23 protein-coding genes and 1 pseudogene are annotated in these 19,905 nt (G+C 63.3%); 6 read left to right on the top strand and 18 right to left on the bottom strand.

Features of this window, described 5'->3' with window-relative positions; all coding sequences use genetic code 11:
* The first annotated feature begins 73 nt into the window (after nucleotides 1–73).
* Nucleotides 74–556: a peroxiredoxin gene (locus tag FJ958_RS11240; protein ID WP_140742484.1), complete on the top strand. Its 483-nt coding sequence runs from the start codon at nucleotides 74–76 to the stop codon at nucleotides 554–556.
* Between the two features lie 94 nt (nucleotides 557–650).
* Entirely contained in the window at nucleotides 651–1,127 is a 477-nt protein-coding gene (locus FJ958_RS11245; RefSeq protein ID WP_140742486.1) for a DUF2938 domain-containing protein, read from the top strand.
* Between the two features lie 4 nt (nucleotides 1,128–1,131).
* Here the strand turns inward: FJ958_RS11245 and FJ958_RS11250 are convergent, their stop codons facing one another.
* From FJ958_RS11250 to coxB, 13 genes and pseudogenes are all read right to left on the bottom strand, one after another.
* Nucleotides 1,132–1,716 carry a histidine phosphatase family protein gene (locus FJ958_RS11250; protein ID WP_246679576.1) on the bottom strand — a complete coding sequence of 195 codons (585 nt, stop codon included), beginning with the start codon at nucleotides 1,714–1,716 and terminating at the stop codon, nucleotides 1,132–1,134.
* 40 nt (nucleotides 1,717–1,756) lie between these two features.
* Nucleotides 1,757–2,290 carry a ribonuclease HI gene (gene rnhA, locus FJ958_RS11255; RefSeq protein ID WP_140742488.1) on the bottom strand — a complete coding sequence of 178 codons (534 nt, stop codon included), beginning with the start codon at nucleotides 2,288–2,290 and terminating at the stop codon, nucleotides 1,757–1,759.
* Nucleotides 2,287–3,249: a homoserine kinase gene (locus FJ958_RS11260; protein WP_140742490.1), complete on the bottom strand. Its 963-nt coding sequence runs from the start codon at nucleotides 3,247–3,249 to the stop codon at nucleotides 2,287–2,289. Before FJ958_RS11260 ends, rnhA begins: the two co-directional genes overlap by 4 nt.
* Nucleotides 3,250–3,254: 5 nt before the next feature.
* Nucleotides 3,255–4,265 carry a 4-hydroxy-3-methylbut-2-enyl diphosphate reductase gene (gene ispH, locus FJ958_RS11265; protein WP_140742492.1) on the bottom strand — a complete coding sequence of 337 codons (1,011 nt, stop codon included), beginning with the start codon at nucleotides 4,263–4,265 and terminating at the stop codon, nucleotides 3,255–3,257.
* A gap of 88 nt (nucleotides 4,266–4,353) precedes the next feature.
* Complete coding sequence (locus tag FJ958_RS11270; RefSeq protein ID WP_181176368.1) at nucleotides 4,354–5,109, bottom strand: SURF1 family protein; 756 nt, start codon at nucleotides 5,107–5,109, stop codon at nucleotides 4,354–4,356.
* On the bottom strand, nucleotides 5,106–5,492 hold the full coding sequence (locus tag FJ958_RS11275) for a DUF983 domain-containing protein (RefSeq protein WP_140742494.1): 387 nt from the start codon (nucleotides 5,490–5,492) through the stop codon (nucleotides 5,106–5,108). The genes FJ958_RS11270 and FJ958_RS11275 overlap by 4 nt, the downstream gene beginning before the upstream one ends.
* 2 nt (nucleotides 5,493–5,494) lie before the next feature.
* A pseudogene (locus tag FJ958_RS32535) lies at nucleotides 5,495–5,611 on the bottom strand (L,D-transpeptidase family protein); the annotation flags it as partial.
* An 84-nt stretch (nucleotides 5,612–5,695) separates the two neighbouring features.
* Nucleotides 5,696–6,577, bottom strand: a complete 882-nt coding sequence (locus FJ958_RS11280) for a cytochrome c oxidase subunit 3 (RefSeq protein WP_140742496.1) — start codon at nucleotides 6,575–6,577, stop codon at nucleotides 5,696–5,698.
* Between the two features lies 1 nt (nucleotide 6,578).
* A complete protein-coding gene (locus FJ958_RS11285) occupies nucleotides 6,579–7,211 on the bottom strand; it encodes a cytochrome c oxidase assembly protein (RefSeq protein WP_140742498.1) in 633 nt (210 codons plus the stop codon).
* Complete coding sequence (locus tag FJ958_RS11290; RefSeq protein WP_140742500.1) at nucleotides 7,211–7,372, bottom strand: hypothetical protein; 162 nt, start codon at nucleotides 7,370–7,372, stop codon at nucleotides 7,211–7,213. Before FJ958_RS11290 ends, FJ958_RS11285 begins: the two co-directional genes overlap by 1 nt.
* Nucleotides 7,373–7,374: 2 nt before the next feature.
* On the bottom strand, nucleotides 7,375–8,319 hold the full coding sequence (locus FJ958_RS11295) for a heme o synthase (protein WP_140742501.1): 945 nt from the start codon (nucleotides 8,317–8,319) through the stop codon (nucleotides 7,375–7,377).
* A 69-nt stretch (nucleotides 8,320–8,388) separates the two neighbouring features.
* Nucleotides 8,389–10,041, bottom strand: coding sequence for a cytochrome c oxidase subunit I (gene ctaD / locus FJ958_RS11300; RefSeq protein WP_140742503.1), 1,653 nt, complete (start codon nucleotides 10,039–10,041; stop codon nucleotides 8,389–8,391).
* 37 nt (nucleotides 10,042–10,078) lie between these two features.
* Nucleotides 10,079–10,945 carry a cytochrome c oxidase subunit II gene (coxB, locus tag FJ958_RS11305; protein WP_140742505.1) on the bottom strand — a complete coding sequence of 289 codons (867 nt, stop codon included), beginning with the start codon at nucleotides 10,943–10,945 and terminating at the stop codon, nucleotides 10,079–10,081.
* Between the two features lie 376 nt (nucleotides 10,946–11,321).
* Between coxB and FJ958_RS11310 the strand changes: the two genes are divergently transcribed.
* Both FJ958_RS11310 and tldD read left to right on the top strand, forming a co-directional pair.
* Complete coding sequence (locus FJ958_RS11310; protein ID WP_140742507.1) at nucleotides 11,322–11,897, top strand: invasion associated locus B family protein; 576 nt, start codon at nucleotides 11,322–11,324, stop codon at nucleotides 11,895–11,897.
* Between the two features lie 166 nt (nucleotides 11,898–12,063).
* Entirely contained in the window at nucleotides 12,064–13,476 is a 1,413-nt protein-coding gene (gene tldD / locus FJ958_RS11315) for a metalloprotease TldD (RefSeq protein ID WP_140742509.1), read from the top strand.
* Nucleotides 13,477–13,627: 151 nt separating this feature from the next.
* Here tldD and FJ958_RS31965 read toward each other — a convergent pair whose 3' ends face one another.
* Nucleotides 13,628–13,774, bottom strand: coding sequence for a hypothetical protein (locus FJ958_RS31965; protein WP_246678542.1), 147 nt, complete (start codon nucleotides 13,772–13,774; stop codon nucleotides 13,628–13,630).
* Here FJ958_RS31965 and FJ958_RS31970 point away from each other — a divergent pair.
* The gene (locus FJ958_RS31970; RefSeq protein WP_246679577.1) at nucleotides 13,773–13,913 is read left to right on the top strand and encodes a hypothetical protein; all 141 of its coding nucleotides are present in this window, start codon (nucleotides 13,773–13,775) and stop codon (nucleotides 13,911–13,913) included. The two genes, FJ958_RS31965 and FJ958_RS31970, sit on opposite strands and share 2 nt — an antisense overlap.
* Before the next feature lie 225 nt (nucleotides 13,914–14,138).
* On the opposite strand, the gene FJ958_RS11325 is transcribed toward FJ958_RS31970, so the two are convergent.
* From FJ958_RS11325 to FJ958_RS11335, 3 genes are all read right to left on the bottom strand, one after another.
* On the bottom strand, nucleotides 14,139–16,709 hold the full coding sequence (locus tag FJ958_RS11325; protein WP_246679578.1) for a caspase domain-containing protein: 2,571 nt from the start codon (nucleotides 16,707–16,709) through the stop codon (nucleotides 14,139–14,141).
* Nucleotides 16,710–16,908: 199 nt separating this feature from the next.
* Nucleotides 16,909–18,150, bottom strand: a complete 1,242-nt coding sequence (locus FJ958_RS11330) for a class I SAM-dependent RNA methyltransferase (RefSeq protein ID WP_140742515.1) — start codon at nucleotides 18,148–18,150, stop codon at nucleotides 16,909–16,911.
* Complete coding sequence (locus FJ958_RS11335) at nucleotides 18,147–18,911, bottom strand: TlyA family RNA methyltransferase (RefSeq protein WP_140742517.1); 765 nt, start codon at nucleotides 18,909–18,911, stop codon at nucleotides 18,147–18,149. Before FJ958_RS11335 ends, FJ958_RS11330 begins: the two co-directional genes overlap by 4 nt.
* A gap of 153 nt (nucleotides 18,912–19,064) precedes the next feature.
* Between FJ958_RS11335 and FJ958_RS11340 the strand changes: the two genes are divergently transcribed.
* Entirely contained in the window at nucleotides 19,065–19,466 is a 402-nt protein-coding gene (locus FJ958_RS11340; RefSeq protein ID WP_140742519.1) for a GFA family protein, read from the top strand.
* 59 nt (nucleotides 19,467–19,525) lie between these two features.
* Here FJ958_RS11340 and FJ958_RS11345 read toward each other — a convergent pair whose 3' ends face one another.
* The gene (locus FJ958_RS11345) at nucleotides 19,526–19,819 is read right to left on the bottom strand and encodes a hypothetical protein (RefSeq protein ID WP_140742521.1); all 294 of its coding nucleotides are present in this window, start codon (nucleotides 19,817–19,819) and stop codon (nucleotides 19,526–19,528) included.
* Nucleotides 19,820–19,905: the final 86 nt, after the last annotated feature.

Genomic DNA, 19,905 nt, shown 5'->3' on the forward strand with positions numbered 1-19,905 from the left:
CTCGATGGTTGCAGGAAGCCGCTGAGTTCGCTACGCAAGCACGCATCCTTTCCATTCCCCAAGCGAGGAACTCATGATCATTTCCGTCGGCGACAAGCTGCCCGAAGCGACCTTCAAGACGATGACCGCCGACGGCGCCAAGGCGATCACGTCGGCCGAGATTTTCCCGGGAAAGAAGGTGGTCCTGTTCGGCGTTCCCGGCGCCTTCACGCCGACCTGCAGCAACAACCATTTGCCCGGCTATCTCGAAAACCATGACGCCATCCTGGCGCGTGGCGTCGACACGATCGCCGTCGTTTCGGTCAACGACGTCCATGTCATGGGCGCCTGGGCGCGCTTCACCGGCGGTGAAGGCAAGATCCTGTTCCTTGCCGACGGCAACGGCGATTTCGCCAAGGCGGTCGGCCTCGACAACGACCTTTCGGCGGGCGGCATGGGCCTACGCTCGAAGCGGTTTTCGATGATCATCGACGACGGTAAGGTCACCGCGCTCAATGTCGAGACCAAGCCCGGCGTCGACGAATCCGGAGCGGCTCATATTCTCGGACAGCTCTGAGCTTCAACGGTCGCATCGGGCGAGGCCGCAACGGCCGCTCCTCGCCCGACAACCGCTTGCGCTCCATAACTGCCGGCCCTCGGGGAATCCAACGATGTTTGACATCTTTTGGCGCGCTTTCGCGATCGGCATCGGCGCCACCGTGCTTATGGATCTCTGGGCGCTCTTCCTCCACAAGGCGTTCGGCCAGCCACGGCCGAACTGGGGACCGGTCGGCCGCTGGGTCTGGCACCTCGGCGACAAGGTCTTTCATGACGATATTGGCGACGCGGCGCCCTATGCATATGAGGTGGCGCTAGGTTGGGCCTTTCACTACTTCGTCGGCATCGTCTACGGCATCATCCTGGTCGTCGTGGCTGGAACAGACTGGCTTACCGCGCCGACCTTCCTGCCAGCCTTCATTCTCGGCATCGTCACCGTCGGCGCCGGCTGGTTCCTGCTGGCGCCCGGCATGGGCGCCGGATGGGCAGCATCGAAGCGGCCGAATCCGATGCAGATCCGGGCGCTCAACCTGGTCTCGCACACGGTGTTCGCGCTCGGGCTGTGGGGCACGGCGCTGCTGATCCTCTGAGGGCTTAGGACTGCTCCAGCATGTCGATCGGTCGCCATCCGTGGAGAACGCGACGCGCGGCGATATCGAAGGCGAAGTAGTTGCCGCCGCCAGGTGGCTGATCCCTGTCGCGGCTTATCTGCTTGCCGCTCAGCGCAAGCAGCAAGAGGGTGCCGACACCGCCGTGCCCGACAAAGGCGATGTCTCCGGTGCCGCCGGCCTCGAGCACGGCCTCGACCTCGCCCGCGATGCGCTGCTGCGCGTCGATCGCCCGCTCCCAGCCCCGAATGCTTTCGTGCGGATTGGCGAAGAACTGGTCGGCGACCGCCTCGAACTCCGGAGGCGGCAGGAAACCCATCGCCGACCGGCCATTCTCATGCATCCGCTCCCTTACCTGGACCGCGAGGTCGAGGTGCCGCCCGAGCACTTCGGCGGTTTCAATCGCCTTACGCTCGCCCGAGGATACCACTTGCCTGATCGATCCGACCCATGGTTGGCCCAGCATCGCGTACGCCCTCGCACGGTCGACATCGGACAAACCCCAATCCGGCACGGGCATGGCAGGATCGATCTGAACCTGGGGGTGCGTGATGTAGTAGGCGATTGGCAAGGCAAGGGCTCCCGTCGCTCGGAGGCCGCAGGACTGGAACTCAATAGCTCTGCGTCGAGCGACGTGCCTTCGTCGCCAGCGGCTGCTTTGCCTGGGCATCCGGCTTTGGCGCTGAAACCGCTGGCTTGAAGGGGCCCTTCTTGAACGGCGCCATGCCTTCCCTTGCCAATTCGTCGGCGCGCTCGTTCTCGGCGTGACCGGCATGGCCCCTGACCCAGTTCCAGGTGACCTTGTGGCGTCTGTTGGCTTCGTCCAGCGCCTGCCACAGCTCACCATTCTTGACCGGCTTCTTGTCGGCGGTCCTCCAGCCGTTCTTCTTCCAGCCATGGATCCACTTGGAAATGCCGTCCATGACATATTTGCTGTCGGTATGAAGCTCGACGGTGCAAGGCTCCTTGAGCGCGTTCAGGGCAGAGATGGCCGCCAGCAATTCCATGCGGTTGTTGGTCGTCTCGGCCTCGCCGCCGGAGAGCTCCTTGGTGGTGCCGTTGAAGCGCAGGATGGCGCCCCAGCCGCCAGGGCCCGGGTTGCCCGAACAGGCGCCGTCAGTGAAGATCTCAACCTGTTTGCTCATGCCAATCCATATTCCGAAGGAGATTTGATTGCCCGGTGGAACCGCATCCTGCGGATATATTCCGTCGGATCGCGCTTCATCACCAGCCCGCCGTCGGGAACGGTCAGCCAGTCATAGAGGCGGGTCAGCATGAAGCGCAGCGCTGAACCGCGTGCCAGCATCGGCAGCGCCGCCTTCTCCCCGGCGCTCAGGGGCCGCACGCTTTGGTAGCTTTCGAGCAGTGCCTTGCCCTTGGTGAGATTGAAGGAAAAGTCCTTCTCGAAGCACCAGGCGTTGAGGCAGGTGGCGACGTCATAGCCGTAGAGGTCGTCGCAAGCGAAATAGAAGTCGATCAGGCCGGAGAGCTTTTCGCCGAGGAAGAAGACATTGTCGGGGAAAAGATCGGCATGGATGATGCCTTTAGGGAGATCGTTCGGCCAGTTGCGCTCGAAATCGGCGAAGTCGGCATCGACCTCGGCCGCCAGTCCCGGTTCGACTTCGTCGGCGCGGTCGCGGGACGCATCCCAAAGCTTGCGCCAGCCGTTGATAGCGAGGGCGTTGGGGCGGGTCATCGGAAAATCAGCACCGGCCAGGTGGAGGGCGGCCAGCGCCTTGCCGACTTCGGCGCAGTGCGTTGCCATCGGCCGGCGCAGCGAAAGCCCTTCGAGGAAGGTTATGATGACGGCCGGACGGCCGGCCAGCATGCCGATGACGCTGCCGTCATGCGCGGTCACCGGCAGCGGACAGGAAACCCCCTTGTTGGCGAGGTGGCCCATCAGTCCGAGAAAGAACGGCAGATCCGCCTTCTCCACGCGCTTCTCGTAGAGCGTCAGGATGTAGGAGCCGCTCGAGGTGTGCAGCAGGAAGTTCGAGTTTTCCGTGCCTTCGGCGATGCCCTTGTAGGACAGGAGATCGCCGACAGGATAGTGCTTCAAGAATGCGCCGAGTTCGCCCTCCGCAACGTCGGTATAGACCGCCATGTGCCCTACGCGGCCCCGTTGACGAAGGCCATGTCGGCCGGCGTCAGTTCGACATCGCGTAGTACCCGCATGACCGGAAAATCCTCTGTTTCGGTGGCCGTGATGGCCAGATCGATTGTGACATCGAAACGCTGGCGGAACGCATCGATGATCTCGTCGACGATGATCTCCGGCGCCGATGCCCCTGCCGACAGACCGAGCGTCGAAATGTTGCCGATGTCATTCCACGGAATTTCGGCGGCGCGCTGCACGAGAAGCGACATCGAAGCGCCGGCACGCTCCGCCACTTCGACAAGGCGGCGCGAATTGGAGGAATTGGGGGCGCCGACGATCAGATAGAGATCGGCGCCGGCCGCTGTTTCCTTCACCGCCTCCTGGCGGTTGGTGGTGGCGTAGCAGATCGATTCCGCAGCCGGCGCCTGCAGGTCCGGAAAGCGGTCCTGCAAGGCGCGGATGATGCCGGCGGTGTCCTCGACCGACAGCGTGGTCTGGGTGACGAAGCCGAGCGCGTGCGGATCGGCGGGCTCAAGCCCGGCGGCATCGGCCTCGGTCTCGATCAGCGTTACCGCGCCCTCCGGCAACTGTCCCATGGTGCCGATCACCTCGGGATGTCCGGCATGGCCGATCAACAGCACGTGGCGGCCAAGCCGCTGATGGCGCATCGCCTGCTTGTGGACCTTCGAGACCAGCGGACAGGTGGCGTCGAGGTAGAACAGTTTGCGCGCCTGGGCATCCGCCGGCACCGATTTCGGCACGCCATGCGCGGAGAAGACGACCGGCGACTGCCGGTGTTCGGCCGGGATTTCGGAAAGCTCCTCGATAAAGACCGCGCCAAGGCTTTGCAGCCCCTCGACGACATAGCGGTTATGGACGATCTCGTGGCGGACATAGACCGGTGCGCCGTATTTCTTCAGCGCCAGCACGACGATCTGGATGGCGCGGTCGACGCCGGCGCAGAAACCACGCGGCTGGCAGAGCCGGATCGTCAGAGGAGGTTTGGCGATTGTCTGAAGCATTACATCCTGGCCGGTTCGTCAGCGCCGAAATGAGGTGCCTACCCCTGCCCTGTCAAGAGCATCGGTAGAAAGGGGGCGTCGCTCGCGTTCAGTCCTCTTTCGCGGGCCGGCGAAGCCGCAGGACGAGCACGACGGCGAGCGCGGCGGCAAGCCCATACCAGGTGACAGCATATTGCAGGTGGCTGTTCGGCAGATCGATGATGGTAACGCCTCCGATCGGCAGGCCGCCGGGATTCGGCGTCTTGTCGGCGTCGATGAAGATCCGCACCAGCTTGAACCCGGCCGGCAGACCGGCGCTCGCCGCCATCACATCGCGGTCCTTCCAGTAGAAGATATTCTTTGCCACGTCATTGTCGGGAAGCATCATCGATGGCTTTCCCGGCAGCGGATTGCGGGCGAGCCCGGTGACCGTAACCTTGCCCGTCACCTGTCCCTGGACGCGCTTGGCGGCATCCTTGAGGTCGTAGGGTATGAAGCCGCGATTGATCAGGACGAAGCGGCCATCGTCGAGGGCGAGCGGGGTGTAGACGTTGAAGCCGGCGTCGCCTTCCCAGGTCGTGTAGAAATGCCGTTCGCCGGAATGCAGGAAAGTTCCCGAAACCGTCACCGGTGTATAGTCGACGTCGCCGGTCGAGGCGAACTCCTTCTCGACCTCGGCCAGCGGCAGCGGCGCCGAGTGGGTGCGCTGGTCGATGGTTTGCAGAAGGCCTTCCTTCCAGTGAAGGCGCTGCACCTGCCAGGTGCCGAGCGCCAGCAGGATGAGCAGCAGCACAAGGCCAAGGCCGAGCAGCAATGCCGATCGCGGCCGCGAACGGCCGTCGGCTTTAAAGGACGTCTCGCTCATTCGCCGCGGTCCAACCGGCCTTCTGCCGCCTTATTGGCGTATTGCAGGGTGAGCAGGACGCCCTTGATCAATCGGAGCGCTGTCAGGCACAGCACCAAGGCCAGCGGGATCCAGACAAGCAGATGCAGCCAGAGCGGCGGGCTCAGTGTCACTTCGACCCAAAGCGCAAGGCCGACGATGATGAAGCCGATGATCAGGATGACGAAGACCGCGGGTCCGTCGCCGGCATCAGCATAGGAATAGTCGAGCCCGCAATTGGCGCAGCGTTTTCCGACGGTGAGGAAGCCCGAAAACAGCCGCCCCTCGCCACAGCGGGGACAGCGGCCGTGCAGGCCGGCCGAAATCGGATCGATCGGAGGCCAGATCGCCTTATCGTCACTCATGGTTACTTCTCGATCTCGATTGGTGTCCCGTCGGCCACCATCGCCCAGATTTCGTCCATGTCGGAATCCCTAGCGGCAATGCAGCCGTCGGTCCAGTCGACCAATTGAAGCAGCCACCCCCCAGCCGAAACATTGCGCCGAAAAGAAGAAGGCGGCCACGTCGCCGCGGCCGCCTTCCCGAAATCTAAATCCTCAGGCCTGGATCAGTGGCCTTCGATCACCGCGCCGACCGATCCCCAGACATAAATCGAGGCGAACAGGAACAGCCAGACCACGTCGACGAAGTGCCAGTACCAGGCGGCCGCCTCGAAGCCGAAATGCTGCTTGGGGGTGAAGTCGCCCCTCATTGCCCGGATCAGGCAGACCAGCAGGAAAATGGTGCCGATGATGACATGGAAACCATGGAAGCCGGTCGCCATGAAGAAGGTGGCGCCGTAAATGGAATCCTTGAAGCCGAACGGAGCGTGCATGTACTCGTAGGCCTGCACCATGGTGAAGAGCATGCCGAGAGCGACGGTCAGAACCAGGCCGTTGATCAACCCCTTGCGGTCGCCGTGAAGCAGCGAATGGTGCGCCCAGGTGACCGTTGTGCCCGACAGGAGCAGGATGACGGTGTTGTAGAGCGGCAAATGGAAGGGATCGAGAACTTCCATGCCCTTCGGCGGCCAGACACCACCGGTGAAGGTGTGGCGCGCGTAGTTCTGCGCCTCACCGGCAAAAAGGCTGGCATCGAAATAGGCCCAGAACCAGGCAACGAAGAACATCACCTCCGAGGCGATGAACATGATCATGCCGTAGCGCAGGTGCAGCGACACGACCCGCGTGTGATGGCCTTCATGCGCTTCCTTGATCGTGTCCGACCACCAGGCGAACATGGTGTAGAGCACGATCACGATGCCGATGAAGAACAGCCACGGATTGGCGATGTTGAAGCCGAAGATCGGGAAGGAGCCACCCTTCAGGTACTCCATCAGGCAGACACCGCCGAAAGCGGTGACAAGCGCGCCGACCGACCCTAGGAAAGGCCACGGGCTCGGGTCGACGAGATGGTAGTCGTGGTGTGGTTTTGCGTGCGCGTCTGCCATATCAACCCCCGAGATTTCCTTCGGTATTTGAAATTGTCTTGCTTTTGCCCTGGACCGGCTCCGAGGAGGCGACGGGCTTGTTCTTCTCGACCGGGAACATCGTATAGGACAGGGTGATCGTCTTCACGTCCTTCAGTTCCGGCACATTCACGATATCGGGGTCCACGTAGAACAGGACCGGCATGTCAAGCGTCTCGCCGGGCTTCAGCGACGTATCGGTGAAGCAGAAGCACTCGACCTTGTTGAAATACGGCCCCGCCAGTTCCGGCTGCACGTTGAAGGTGGCGCGGCCGGTGACAGGGCGATCGAACTTGTTGGTCGCCCGATAATGCGCCTGGACCGTCTCGCCGATCTTCATCGTCATCGAGCGCTGGACCGGCTGGAACTCCCAAGGCACGCCGGCAATATTAGCGTCGAAGCGCACCGTGATCTCGCGGTCGAGCACGCGGCCGGCATACTGTTTCTCGACCCGTTGCGTCGTGCCGCCATAACCGGTCGCCTGGCAGAACATCTTGTAGAGGGGCACGGCCGCATAGGCCATGCCGATCATGCCGGTGAAGAAGGCGAGGCAGACCGCCGCGACAATACGGTTGCTGTTTTTCCCGGCCGTCTTTTTGGGCAACTCGATGCTCATCACATCCTACCCGACAAATTGTGGCCGAACTTCACGATCGTCGCGATGTAGAAAATGACCACCAGCACCGCGAGCGCCACGCCGATGGCGATGGAACGGCTGCGCTGAGCCTTTTTCTGACGCTCGGTCAAGGTGACCGTTTCGAGCTTGTCTTCGGCCATGCTCATGCTCCACCAGCCGCGAGTACACGCCCGATGACGCTGTCGGCGAGATAGACGGCGAAAATGGCGAAGAGATAGAGCAGCGAGTAGGCGAACAACGCCTTGGCCGGCTTCATCGCGCGATCGCTATCGGGCATGCCAAGCACTTTCCAGGCATACCAGACAAAGCCTGCGCCCAGCAGCAGCGCGGCCACGCCATAGATCGATGTCGTATAGCCGAGCAGCCAGGGCAGCACGCCGACCGGGGCCAGCACCAATGCGTAGGCGAAAATCTGACGACGGGTCGATGCATGGCCGGCGACGTTCGGCATCATAGGGATGCCGGCGCGCCCATAGTCCTCGGACTTGAACAGCGCGAGCGCCCAGAAATGCGGCGGCGTCCACAGGAAGATGATCAGGAACAGGATGATGCTTTCGAGGCTGACCGACCCGGTCACGGCGGCCCAGCCGATGACCGGCGGGATCGCACCGGCCGCGCCGCCGATGACGATATTCTGCGGCGTCCAGCGCTTCAGCCACATCGTGTAGACGACGGCATAGAAGAAGATGGTGAAGGCCAGCAGCGTCGCCGACAGCCAGTTGACCAGCACGCCGAGCGTCATCACCGACAGCACCGACAGCACCAGACCGAAGCTCAGCGCCTCGTGTGGCTGGATGCGGCCGGAGGGCACCGGACGGCTGGCCGTCCTGGTCATCACCGCGTCGATGTCGGCGTCGTACCACATGTTGAGCGCGCCCGAGGCGCCGGCACCGATGGCTATCGACAGGATGGCGATCACCGCCAGCAGCGGGTTGATGGTCACGGGCGCCGCGACCAACCCGACAAAGGCGGTGAACACCACCAGCGACATGACGCGCGGCTTCAGCAGGGCGAAGAAATCGCCCGCCGTGGCTTCCGACATGCGGAAGCCTGCTTCGTCAATGCTGGTCTCGTCGACTAGGGCCATGCGTACTCAATTCCATCCGTTTGGCCAAAACCGCCGGCAAACCGGCGGTTTTGATTCCAGGCTGCCGCCTTACTTGATCTTCGGCAGCTGCTCCCACTGGTGGAACGGCGGCGGCGAAGGCAGCTGCCATTCGAGCGTGGTGGCGCCCTCACCCCATGGATTGGCACCGGCGATCCGCTTCTTCTGGAAGGCTTCGAACACGCCATAGAGGAAGATCGCGACACCGACGGCCGAAATGTACGAACCGTAGGATGACACCATGTTCCAGCCCGCAAATGCGTCCGGATAGTCGATGGTGCGGCGCGGCATGCCGGCGAGGCCAAGGAAGTGCTGCGGGAAGAAGACCAGGTTCACGCCGACGAACATGACCCAGAAATGGGTGTTGGCGATGACAGGCGAGTACATATAGCCGGTCATCTTCGGGAACCAGTAGTACCAGCCGGCGAAGATGGCGAACACCGCGCCCAGCGACAGCACATAGTGGAAGTGCGCGATGACGAAATAGGTGTCATGCAGCGAGCGGTCGAGGCCGGCATTGGCCAGCTGCACGCCGGTGACGCCACCGATGGTGAACAGGAAGATGAAGCCCAGCGCCCACAGCATTGGCGGCTTGAAAGAGATCGAACCGCCCCACATCGTCGCGATCCAGGAGAAGATCTTCACGCCCGTCGGCACCGCGATGACCATGGTGGCGAAGACGAAGTAGCGCTGCGTGTCGAGCGACAGGCCGGTCGTGTACATGTGGTGCGCCCAGACGATGAAGCCGACGGCGCCGATCGCAACCATGGCGTAAGCCATGCCGAGATAACCGAACACCGGCTTCCTCGAGAAGGTCGAGACGATATGGCTGATGATGCCGAAGCCCGGCAGGATCAGGATGTACACTTCCGGATGGCCGAAGAACCAGAACAGGTGCTGGAACAGGATCGGATCGCCGCCACCATCGGGAGCGAAGAAGGTGGTGCCGAAATTGCGGTCGGTGAGCAGCATGGTGATGCCGCCGGCCAGAACCGGCAGGGACAGCAACAGCAGGAAGGCAGTGACCAGCACCGACCAGGCAAACAGCGGCATCTTGTGCAGCGTCATGCCGGGAGCGCGCATATTGAAGATGGTGGTGATGAAGTTGATGGCACCGAGAATCGAGGACGCGCCGGCGATGTGGATCGACAGGATCGCCAGATCCATCGCCGGTCCAGGCTGGCCCGAGGTCGAAAGCGGCGGATAGAGCGTCCAGCCGCCGCCGACGCCGTAGGCGCCCGGCGCGCTCGGCATGAACATCGAGGTGAGCAGCAGGATGAAGGCAGGCGGCAGCAGCCAGAAGGAGATGTTGTTCATGCGCGGGAACGCCATGTCGGGAGCACCGATCATGATCGGCACCATCCAGTTGGCGAAACCGCCGATCAGCGCCGGCATGACCATGAAGAAGATCATGATCAGCGCATGCGCGGTGGCGAAGGCATTGTACATGCTCTTGCCGCCATCGATCGCCGCATCACCGTTCATGCCGTAGACCATCTGCGCGAGGCCGCTGAAGATCTGGATGCCAGGCTCCTGAAGCTCCATGCGGATGGCAACCGACAGCGCGCCGCCGATGATGCCGGCCATGATCGCGAAGATCAGGTAGAGCGTACCGATGTCCTTGTGGTTGGTCGAATAAACCCAGCGCACCCAACCGTGATAAGGCTTGTGGTCGTGCCCGTCGTGAGCTGCAGCGTCTGCCATGTTCCGCTCCGTTCCCTGATCTTTCCTGGCCGCGGCATCAATTGCCGGCGGCCGCTACCTTGTTCTGGCCATCGACCTCGGCCATCAGCGTCTTGTTGGCGCCGGGCAGATCGGTCTTGGCCGCAGCCAGCCAGGTCTTGAACTGCGCGTCCGAGACGACACGAATGGCGATCGGCATGAAGGCGTGATCCTTGCCGCAGAGCTGCGAGCACTGGCCATAATAGAGGCCTTCCTTCTCCGCCTTGAACCAGGTCTCGTTGGTGCGACCGGGAATGGCGTCGATCTTGATGCCGAAGGACGGCATGGCAAAGGAATGGATCACGTCGGTCGCGGTGACGAGTACGCGGGTCATCGTGTTGACCGGCACCACCAGTTCATTGTCGACGGCGAGCAGACGCGGATAGACCGCGCGGTCCTCCTTGCCGGCCTTGGCGCGGTCGCCATCCTGGAGGATGGCCGAATTGAAGGCGAGCGTGTTGTCGGTCTGATATTCGTAGTCCCAGTTCCACTGGTTGCCGGTCGCCTTCACGGTCAGCTTGGCTTCCTCCGGCGGCGTATACTGCGCGGTCAGAAGCTGAAACGAGGGAATGGCGAGACAAAGCAGGACAACGACGGGGCCAACGGTCCAGATAACCTCGATCAGCGTGTTGTGGCTGGTGTTGGACGGAACCGGGTTGGCGCTCGCGCGGAATTTCACGATGCAATAGATAAGGAGGAACAGCACCAGGACGGTGATCGGGATGATGAACCACATCGTGTAGTTTCCAAACCACTCGATCTGCCGCATCATGTCGGTCGCAGGCGCCTGGAAGCCCGTCTCCCACGCCTTGGGCTGGTCCGCATGAGCGGATCCGCAGGCGAGGAATGTGGCAGCAGCACCGGTGCTTGCTAGGAATTTTCTCATCGCCCTCTTCGTCTCCCAGTCTCTCGCGGCTGTGCCCGCGAGAATAACGAACAATGCCGGGACGGGAATCCCGGACAGTCTCAAGGTGGTTCAAACCATACTCTTTTTCCCTCCGCAAGAAAGGAGCGGAGGAAACTGTGCGGCATTTTTGCGCGCAAGCCGGCACGGCTCTTCCAGGGCGGCGGCAATGGCGGCGAATCGCGTATGTCCGGCAGGCCGCTGCCTCATGCCGGCCGGGCGCGCGAAGCGTCGTAATTCAGGCGAATTTGGCAGGGAAAAGCGCTCTATTGCCTGTTTCGGGGCAGTTCGGCCGCGGTCTCGTCCTTTACTTGGCATTGGCGCGGCTTAAAGTGCCGTGATTCGCAATGGAGCCGTCATGAACTCTTGGCTTTCAAGACTTGGGCACACAAGACTGGGGCATACGCGACCGGGGCTTTCGAGCACTTTGGTCAAGGCCATGCTTGTTGCCGCCCTGTCCGCGGCCGGTCTGTTCGTGGCCGGTCAGGCCGATGCCGCCCAGCCGAGCGGCACGGTGCGCTCGACGCATGGCGCATGGTCGATCATCTGCGACACGCCCGCCGGCGCCACCTCGGAACAATGCGTGATGATGCAGAACGTCGTCGCCGAGGACCGTCCGGAGATGGGGCTGTCGGTCGTCGTGCTGCGCACCGCCGACAACAAGGCCGAGATCCTGCGCGTGCTGGCGCCGCTCGGCGTGCTGTTGCCCAATGGGCTCGGCCTCAATGTCGACGGCAAGGACATTGGCCGCGCCTATTTCGTGCGCTGTTTCCAGGATGGATGCTATGCCGAGGTGATCCTCGAAAAGCCGCTGCTCGACACGCTGAAGACCGGCACGTCGGCAACGTTCATCGTCTTCCAGACGCCGGAAGAAGGCATCGGCATTCCCGTCGACCTGAAGGGTTTTGCCGAAGGCTTTGCAGCGCTGCCCTGATCCCGCCCTTGCGCAAAGCCGGGCCCTGACGCGATTTTTGCCGCACCCGAAGCCGGACTTGTGTCGGCCGGCCGCTGCCGTTCGTCGATCCCGATCTTCATTGAGATTGTGCAGGCGCGTCTTCGCGCCTACATCGTGGAAACAATTCTTTCCACGGATGGACGCCATGAACAGCCTGATCGGCCAATTCGACATTTCAGACGATCGCATCAAGCAGATCGTTGCCGACACCATCAATGGCGCCGACGACGGCGAGCTGTTTCTCGAATACAGCGAAAGCGAAGCGCTGATGTTCGACAATGGGCGGCTCAAGACCGCCAATTTCAACACCGACCAGGGGTTTGGCCTCCGCGCCGTCGCAGGTGAGGCCAGCGGCTACGCCCATTCGAGCGACCTGTCCGAAGCGTCGCTGTTGCGTGCGGCCAATGCCGTCTCGACCGTCAAGGGTGGCTATTCAGGTACGCTTGCCGCCGCGCCCGCCCGCACCAACCGTCATCTCTATGGCGACGAGAACCCGATCCCCTCGCCTTCCTTCGAGGCCAAGGCGAAGCTGCTGCAGGAAATCGACGCCTGGCTGCGCGCGGAGGATCCGCGCGTGCGCCAGGTGACCGCCTCGCTCGCCGCGTCCTGGCAGCATGTCGAGATCGTGCGCGCCGACGGCCAGGTGGTTCGCGATATCAGGCCTCTGGTCCGTATCAACGTCTCCGTCGTGGTCGGAGATGGCGACCGCCAGGAAAGCGGCTCCTACGGCATGGGTGGGCGCAAGGCCTTTGGCGATTTCCTGACCGAGGACAATTGGAAGCATGCCGCCAGGGAGGCGCTCCGGCAGGCTCTGGTCAATCTCGCGGCGGTTCCCGCGCCGGCCGGCACGTTCGACATCGTCCTGTCCAGCGGCTGGCCGGGCGTCATGCTGCATGAGGCCGTCGGGCACGGGCTGGAAGGCGATTTCAATCGCAAGAAAACCTCGGCCTTTGCCGGCCTGATGGGCCAGCAGGTCGCCGCCAAGGGCGTCACCGTCGTCGACGACGGCACCATCCCGGAGCGGCGCGGTTCGCTCACCGTCGACGATGAAGGCACGCCGTCGGCCCGCAACGTGCTGATCGAGGACGGCAAGCTGGTCGGTTACATGCAGGACCGGCAGAACGCACGGCTGATGGGCATGAAGGCCACCGGCAATGGCCGGCGCGAAGGCTATGCGCACCAGCCGATGCCGCGCATGACCAACACCTACATGACGGCAGGCGACATGGAGCCGGACGAGATCATCGCTTCGGTCAAGAACGGCATTTACGCGGTCTCCTTCGGCGGCGGTCAGGTCGACATCACATCGGGCAAGTTCGTGTTCGGCTGCACCGAGGCCTACATGATCGAGAACGGCAAGGTGACGCAGCCGATCAAGGGCGCGATGCTGATCGGCAACGGGCCCGATGCCATGCATCGCGTTTCGATGGTCGGCAATGACATGAAGCTCGACAATGGCATTGGCATGTGCGGCAAGGCCGGCCAGGGCGTGCCGGTCGGCGTCGGCCAGCCGCATCTGCGCATGAACCAGATGACGGTGGGCGGCACCCGGGTTTGAGGCCCTGGTTGTTCCGGTAATACCGCCTCTTCTGCGGCTTTTAAGGTGGTTCAGGTTTGGAGTGGTCTAGGACAGAGAACCGCTTCACCTCCAGAATTGCTGCCAGCCTCTCCAAGCAGGCCAGGCTGGCAGCGCCGCGGACAGCCGAAGATCAGCTGGCTTTGCCGCCATTCTTCTTGCAGTCGGCCCGGAACTTCGCGCGCGCTTTGCCGTGCAGCTTCTTGGTATCCGCAAGCGCGGAACATTGCTTCGAAATCGCCGTTTGCTGCGGCGTCATGGCAGGCGCAGCCTTCTTCATGGGCGCCATCGTAGTGGTGGCCGGCGCCGTCGTGGTCGCCGCTTTCGTCGCCGCCGCGGCGGCTCCCGTCGCAATGAACCCTGCCAGGGCGACAGACGTCAGAACGCTTGCAATCCTCATCGTGCTCACTCCTTTTTAGTCCCCCTGCACTCCACTGGGTAACAGCGAGCCGGGGCACTGCGCAATCTTGGCAGCGGCCAACCACGCAGATGTGATCTGTTCGCGGGTTGCAGCCGCGGCCTGGCCATGTATGCGGCCAGCCCGGCACAGCCGTGTCATCTCACACAACGCGACCAGCGAGGCGTTTCGAGCCTTGCCTTATGCCTGTCGCGACCCAAGCCGGCCCCCCTCTGGGCGACATGCGCTATTGCTTGCAAGCAGGCTCATTGGGATGCCCGCAAGACGGCTTCTTGACGGCTGGCGGCTGCTGCGGCCTTGGCTGCGCCTGCGGCTGCCGGTGCACCTCTTGCATCTGCTGCTTCGGCGGTCTTGGCTGTACCTGCGGCTGCCGGTGCAGCGCTTGCATCTGCTGCTGCGGCGGCCGTGGCTGTGCCTGCGGTTGCCGGTGCACCTCTTGCATCTGCTGCTTCGGCTGAGCGCGGAACTCCGGCCTCCGCGGCTTGGGCTGACCCTGCACCTTCAGCTGCGGATTGCCATTGTTGACCTTGAATTTCTGCTGGACGTCGCCGCCACCGTTTCCGTTGGCGGGCAGCTTGTGGAACCTGGGACCGTTGCCCGGGCCCCCATTGCCTTGCCCATTGGCCTGGCCGTTCGTCTGGCCACCGCCCTGATCATGAAGCTTCCTGAACTTGCCGTTGGGCGGGGTCGGGCCTGAATTCTGACCCTTGAGCGCCGATGGGTTGTTCGTCCCATTCGCCACAGGCGTGCCATTTGCACCCGGGATCCTGCGGAACTTGCCATTCTTGCCTGTTCCGTTCTTGCCAGTACTGTTCTGGCCCTGCCCGTTGGCCCCGTTTTGCCCATTAACCGCAGGGTTGCCGGCTACGGCGTTTCCACCCGCGGTGCCCTGCTTGTTCAAGAGCTTCCTGGACTTGCTGTTGGGCAGGTTCGGGTCGTTGGGCAAGTTCTGTCCATTCACCACGGCGTTGCCGGTCACGGCGTTTCCACCTGCCGTGCCCTGCTTGTTCAAGAGCTTCCTGGATTTGTTGTTTGGCAGGTTCGGGTTGGGCAGGTTCTGTCCATTCAGCACCGGCTTGCCATTGACGAGCGGGAGCGTCTTGCCGTCGGCGCCGGGCAAGGCATGACCTGTCAGCCTGCCGGCAGGCAATGTCTTCGACAGCGGCGTGGAGCCGCCAGGCTGCTGGCTGCCCTGCCCCGGCTTCAGTGGCAGGCCGCCGGGGTTCTGCTTGGCGAGCGTGGCTTCCTTCTTCTGCAGGACAGCCGGCAGCGCCACCTTGGTCGCCAGCGCGGCCGCACCCAGGCCCACCGCGCCGGCGGTCAGCTTCTGGCCGGTGGTGAGGCTGCGGCCCTGATTGTTGCTCTCGTTGATCGTCGTGTTGTTGATGATCGTGGTGTTGTGGATGTTGTTGAAGATGACGTCGTTCGGCGGCGGGTAGATATCCCTCGGTGGGTTCACCCAGGCCGGCACGGGCACGAAGACCGGCGTCGGCAGGACGAAGATGCCGATGGGCGGCGGCGGCGGCGGCAGCACGACGAAATCCGGCGGCGGCGGCGGCAGGAAGATCACGGCAACCGGCGGCGGCGGATCGAAATCGAAATCGGGGTCGTCGAAATAGAGTACGGGACGGTCGACATAGACGATTTCCTCCTCCGGCGGCGGCGGCACGTCATAGGCGTAGACGGTGAAATCCTCCGGGGGCTCCAGGGCCGCCTCGAAATGCTCGAGCCGGCGGCGGGCGTCCCAGGCATGCGGGCCATGCGGGTAGCGCCGGAGATAGGACCAGTAGGCTTCCGGCGTGTCCCGCAGCCAGGTTTCGCGCCAAGTAATCGCCTCGCGCCGCGCCGCGATGATGGCGCGCACGCGCTTGGCCATCGGATCGTGTGGATAGACGCCGACGAAATCCTCATAACCGCGCAGCGTGTCGCGATCGAGCGCCGCCACATAGGCGTCGTGGGCATCGAAGTCGCGGATTTCCCTGGTCCGGTTGGCCTGGGATTCGGCCTCGGAAACCTTCGGCGCGGGCGCATCCGGGGCACGATCGAAGAAGACGAAGGGCGCGCTGATCCTCGAGGCGTTCCACGGCACTTCGGCCCCTTGCGTTACTTCGTTGACGCGCAGGCGCGTGCGGTCGAACACATCGCTAAGCGGCAGGCCGCCATCGCGCATCATCTCGGCCAGCGCCTGGGCATAGGCGCCGTATGGGCCTTTGCCTTCCGGCGCGACGGTTCCCGGGGCGGCGTTGAAGGCGATCAGCATGTTCGGGTCGGGATCGACCAGCGCGAGACCGCCGGCCAGCGGCTGGTTCGTCTGCGGGAATGCGTTTGGCCGCGCCGCGTCGAGCACAACGATGTTGACCTTCGTCGGCAGTCCAGCCAGCGACTTGGTGACGTCGGAGAGCCGCATCGCCTGGAGCGGCACGTCGGCTGGATTGGCGATCTGGGCATCGACCGGCAAGAAGTAGTTCTCGCCTTCGAACTGCACACCTTGGCCGGCGAGGTAGACGAAGACGACCGCGTCGGGTCCGGCGGCGGAGACCTTGCCAAGGAAGTCGCGCAGCGCGCCGCGCAGCGATTCCTGATCCACATCACGTGCGCCGACCACGTCAAAACCAGCAGCCTGCAAGGTCTGCGCGATCAGTCCGGCGTCGTTGGCGGGTGTCACCAGCGCGCCGGACGGATAGGCGGCATTGCCGATGACGAAAGCGAGGCGTTTTTGCTGCTGCGCCAGCGCGCCCGTCGCCGAGGCGGTGACGACAAGCAAGAGGACGAATAAACTGAGGAATTTCTGGAGCATCCGCATTTCAGGCCACCATGGGTAAGAGCAACCGAAGCTGTCGAGGCCCTTCCCCTCCTCCAGCGAATCTGGACTAAATGGGGGCAAAGAGGCGGCTTTGCGGCGCGATCCCGGCAGGTTGGGATCGCGCGCAGCCTAGCCGGCGATTTCAAGGAAAAGTGATCGCGTTCTGCCCGCGCGACAGCGAACCGAGACCCGCCTACCGGCGCTTCCTGGGTTTTTCCAGCAGCGCGACAGCCTCGACATGGGATGACCACAGGAATTGGTCGATCGGCGTTACGCTTTTCAGCGTGTAGCCGCCGTCGATAAGGATGCGCAGGTCGCGAGCCAGCGTCACCGGATTGCAGGAAACCGCGGCAACGAACTGAACATCCGAGCGGGCGATCTGCTTCGACTGGTCTTCGGCACCCGCCCGTGGCGGATCGAAGACAAGACCGTCGAAGGCGTTCAACTCCTTGAATGTCAGCGGGCGCCGGAAGAGGTCGCGGCGTTCGCCCGTCACCCGCTTGATGCCGGTCGCGAAGCGTGATGCCCGGTCGAGCGCCGAGAGTGCGGCCGCATCGCCTTCCACAGCGTGCACCTCCGACTTCGCCGCCAACCGCAAGGCAAAGCTGCCGCAACCGGCGAAGAGATCGGCGACCTTCTTGGCACGCTTCAGATGTCCGCCGACGATCTCGGCCATGGTCCGTTCGGCTGCCTCGGTCGCCTGCAGGAAGGCGCCCGGCGGCAGGGCGACAGCGACACTGCCGAACATGACGACAGGCTTCCTTGGCTCGATGATGATCTCGTCATCGACGGACAATCTGGCGAAGCCTTGTGCGATGACAAAATTGGAGGCGATACGGCGTTGGTGTTCGCCGAGCTTGCCGGATTCGTGTGCCGCGACATCGAGGCCCGAAGCCGTCACGGTAACCGCCATCCGGAACGATTTCGTGGTGGCGCATATCAATTCCGCCAGCGCCCTCAATTGTCCGAGCGCCGCGACGATCTCGGTCAGCGAGATGGGGCATTCCGATATGGGGATGATTTCCGGCGAGAGGTGACGATTGAAGCCGAGCAGCATGCCTGTTTCGGTGCGCCGGGCGGCAAGCACAACGCGGCGGCGCGTGTGCGGCGCGCAGGCGACCAGTTCGCCGATGCCGCACTCGATACCCTTGCCTCTCAGGGCGTGCACTACCTTCTCGCGTTTCCACTGGCGATAGGCCTCGGCCTCGAAATGCTGGAGGGCGCAGCCGCCGCATTCGGTGAAATGGCGGCAGGCGGGTTCGATGCGCAACGGCGAGGCTTCCAGCACCGCCATCAGCGAGGCGCGGTCTCTTTCACGCGCGGCGGTGACGACCTCGCCGGGCAGCGTGAACGGGATGAAGAGATCGCCGCTTTCGGTCTCGGCGATGCCGTCGCCCTGGGCGCCCAGTTTCCTGATTGTGAAGCGCGCGCTCATCGATCCTTGATCCCACCGAGCAGGAATTCGCGATTGCCGTCGCCACCTTCGATCGGCGACAGATGCAGGCCGAGCGAGCGCCAGCCTGGAACGGCATCCAGCCAATCCTGTAACAGGCCGGCGACACGGGCGGCATCGTAGGGGTCTTTCAGCAGGCCACCCTTGCCGATCGCCTCGCGACCCGCCTCGAATTGCGGCTTGACCAGAAGGATCGCGGCGGCACCGGACTTCGCAATGGCGAGCGCCGGCGGCAGCGCCAGTTTCAGCGAGATGAAACTAACGTCTGAAACAATGAAATCCGGAACACGGCCGGCAAGATCCGCGACGGTCAGGTCGCGGGCGTTCAGCCCCTCGATCACCGTCACGCGCGGATCCCCGGCGATGTCGGGATGCATCTGGCCGTGACCGACATCGATTGCCGTGACATGGGACGCGCCGCGTTCGAGCAGCACCTGGGTGAAACCGCCGGTCGAGGCGCCAATATCGAGCGCCTCCCGGCTGGCCGTGTCGAGGCCGAAATGGTCGAGCCCGGCGATCAACTTCAGCGCCGCCCGTGAGACATAGCCTTGGGCCGGATCATCGACCGATATGACGCATTGCGGCCGAACGGTCTGGCCAGGCTTGCGGGCAATGGCGCCGTCAACCGTCACCGTGCCCCGTTCGACCGCGTCGCGGGCGCGAGAGCGGCTGGCAAACAGGCCGCGCTGGACGAGCAGGTCGTCGAGCCGCTGGCGTGTGCTGGCTGGCAAAGGCGAATTCATCGGCCCTTCTCTGACGAAAGCCGGTCGCGAAGGCAAGGACATTGGGCGCGACAACGAAAGAGCGGCGATCGAATCGAGCCTCGCGACTTGCGTGCACCGCATCAGGTCCGGCAAAATGACGGTCGATGGCGAAGCCGAACGGCGGGAGGAAAAATGCTGATCGGAACCTGCCACTGTGGCGCTACCCACTGGACGCTGGAAGGCGATCCTGGCCCGGTGACGGCCTGCAACTGCACGCTTTGCCGCCGCTACGGCACGCTCTGGGCCTATGATTATGTCAACGAACGCATTCGCGTTGCGGGACCGATGGCCAGCTATTCGCGCGCGGAAAAGGACACGCCGTCGCTGGAAATTCTGTTCTGCCCGACCTGCGCCTGTGTGCTTGCCTGGCGCGGCTTGCGCACCGACGCCTCCGGCCGAACACGCGTCGCCGTCAATGTGCGGCTGGCACCGCCGGAGGCCGTCGCCGACCTGCCCATCGATCATTTCGATGGCCTCGACACATACGAAGACCTGCCGCGCGATGGCCGTTGCGTTCGCGATATGTGGTTCTAAAGCTTTGTTTTGACGCAATTCCGGACGGAAAACCGCTTCACACTTTTCCTGGAATTGCTCTAGAAAATGGTGCGCGAAACCTGGCGCTCGACGGCTGGGGACAAACCGTGGTCCTGTTCCCCCGAAGCCTGCTCGCGAGGATGCTCGGTCGCAACGGCGGGTACCGGTGCGGCGTCCGGCAGAACCACAAGCTGCGGCACCTGCTTGTAGGAGAAGCCGCCGCGGATATCGCCCATCTTGCCGGCGACAATACCCAGCGCCGCCTTTTCCAGATTGCGGTCATAGCGCGTCTCGGCGACGGCTGGCGCGACCACGATGCCCAGAAGGGCCGTGCCACACAGAAGCGTCTTCATTCCAACTATCTCCCTGCCTGACGTCGATCTAGCAGGGCGCCGTTGAAAAACGGCCAAGGGACACGGTAAGCAAAACGCCAAACGGC

The organism is Mesorhizobium sp. B2-3-5 (genome assembly GCF_006442395.1).
In the GTDB taxonomy this organism is placed as follows: Bacteria; Pseudomonadota; Alphaproteobacteria; order Rhizobiales; family Rhizobiaceae; genus Mesorhizobium.

Excerpts from the sequence above, each read along its gene's own strand:
- FJ958_RS11240 (WP_140742484.1), top strand. The coding sequence starts at position 74 with ATGATCATTTCCGTCGGCGACAAGCTGCCCGAAGCGACCTTCAAGACG.
- FJ958_RS11245 (WP_140742486.1), top strand. The coding sequence starts at position 651 with ATGTTTGACATCTTTTGGCGCGCTTTCGCGATCGGCATCGGCGCCACC.
- rnhA (WP_140742488.1), bottom strand. The coding sequence starts at position 2,290 with ATGAGCAAACAGGTTGAGATCTTCACTGACGGCGCCTGTTCGGGCAAC.
- FJ958_RS11260 (WP_140742490.1), bottom strand. The coding sequence starts at position 3,249 with ATGGCGGTCTATACCGACGTTGCGGAGGGCGAACTCGGCGCATTCTTG.
- ispH (WP_140742492.1), bottom strand. The coding sequence starts at position 4,265 with ATGCTTCAGACAATCGCCAAACCTCCTCTGACGATCCGGCTCTGCCAG.
- FJ958_RS11270 (WP_181176368.1), bottom strand. The coding sequence starts at position 5,109 with ATGAGCGAGACGTCCTTTAAAGCCGACGGCCGTTCGCGGCCGCGATCG.
- FJ958_RS11275 (WP_140742494.1), bottom strand. The coding sequence starts at position 5,492 with ATGAGTGACGATAAGGCGATCTGGCCTCCGATCGATCCGATTTCGGCC.
- FJ958_RS11280 (WP_140742496.1), bottom strand. The coding sequence starts at position 6,577 with ATGGCAGACGCGCACGCAAAACCACACCACGACTACCATCTCGTCGAC.
- FJ958_RS11285 (WP_140742498.1), bottom strand. The coding sequence starts at position 7,211 with ATGAGCATCGAGTTGCCCAAAAAGACGGCCGGGAAAAACAGCAACCGT.
- FJ958_RS11290 (WP_140742500.1), bottom strand. The coding sequence starts at position 7,372 with ATGGCCGAAGACAAGCTCGAAACGGTCACCTTGACCGAGCGTCAGAAA.
- FJ958_RS11295 (WP_140742501.1), bottom strand. The coding sequence starts at position 8,319 with ATGGCCCTAGTCGACGAGACCAGCATTGACGAAGCAGGCTTCCGCATG.
- ctaD (WP_140742503.1), bottom strand. The coding sequence starts at position 10,041 with ATGGCAGACGCTGCAGCTCACGACGGGCACGACCACAAGCCTTATCAC.
- coxB (WP_140742505.1), bottom strand. The coding sequence starts at position 10,945 with ATGAGAAAATTCCTAGCAAGCACCGGTGCTGCTGCCACATTCCTCGCC.
- FJ958_RS11310 (WP_140742507.1), top strand. The coding sequence starts at position 11,322 with ATGAACTCTTGGCTTTCAAGACTTGGGCACACAAGACTGGGGCATACG.
- tldD (WP_140742509.1), top strand. The coding sequence starts at position 12,064 with ATGAACAGCCTGATCGGCCAATTCGACATTTCAGACGATCGCATCAAG.
- FJ958_RS31970 (WP_246679577.1), top strand. The coding sequence starts at position 13,773 with ATGGGCGCCATCGTAGTGGTGGCCGGCGCCGTCGTGGTCGCCGCTTTC.
- FJ958_RS31965 (WP_246678542.1), bottom strand. The coding sequence starts at position 13,774 with ATGAAGAAGGCTGCGCCTGCCATGACGCCGCAGCAAACGGCGATTTCG.
- FJ958_RS11325 (WP_246679578.1), bottom strand. The coding sequence starts at position 16,709 with ATGCTCCAGAAATTCCTCAGTTTATTCGTCCTCTTGCTTGTCGTCACC.
- FJ958_RS11330 (WP_140742515.1), bottom strand. The coding sequence starts at position 18,150 with ATGAGCGCGCGCTTCACAATCAGGAAACTGGGCGCCCAGGGCGACGGC.
- FJ958_RS11335 (WP_140742517.1), bottom strand. The coding sequence starts at position 18,911 with ATGAATTCGCCTTTGCCAGCCAGCACACGCCAGCGGCTCGACGACCTG.
- FJ958_RS11340 (WP_140742519.1), top strand. The coding sequence starts at position 19,065 with ATGCTGATCGGAACCTGCCACTGTGGCGCTACCCACTGGACGCTGGAA.
- FJ958_RS11345 (WP_140742521.1), bottom strand. The coding sequence starts at position 19,819 with ATGAAGACGCTTCTGTGTGGCACGGCCCTTCTGGGCATCGTGGTCGCG.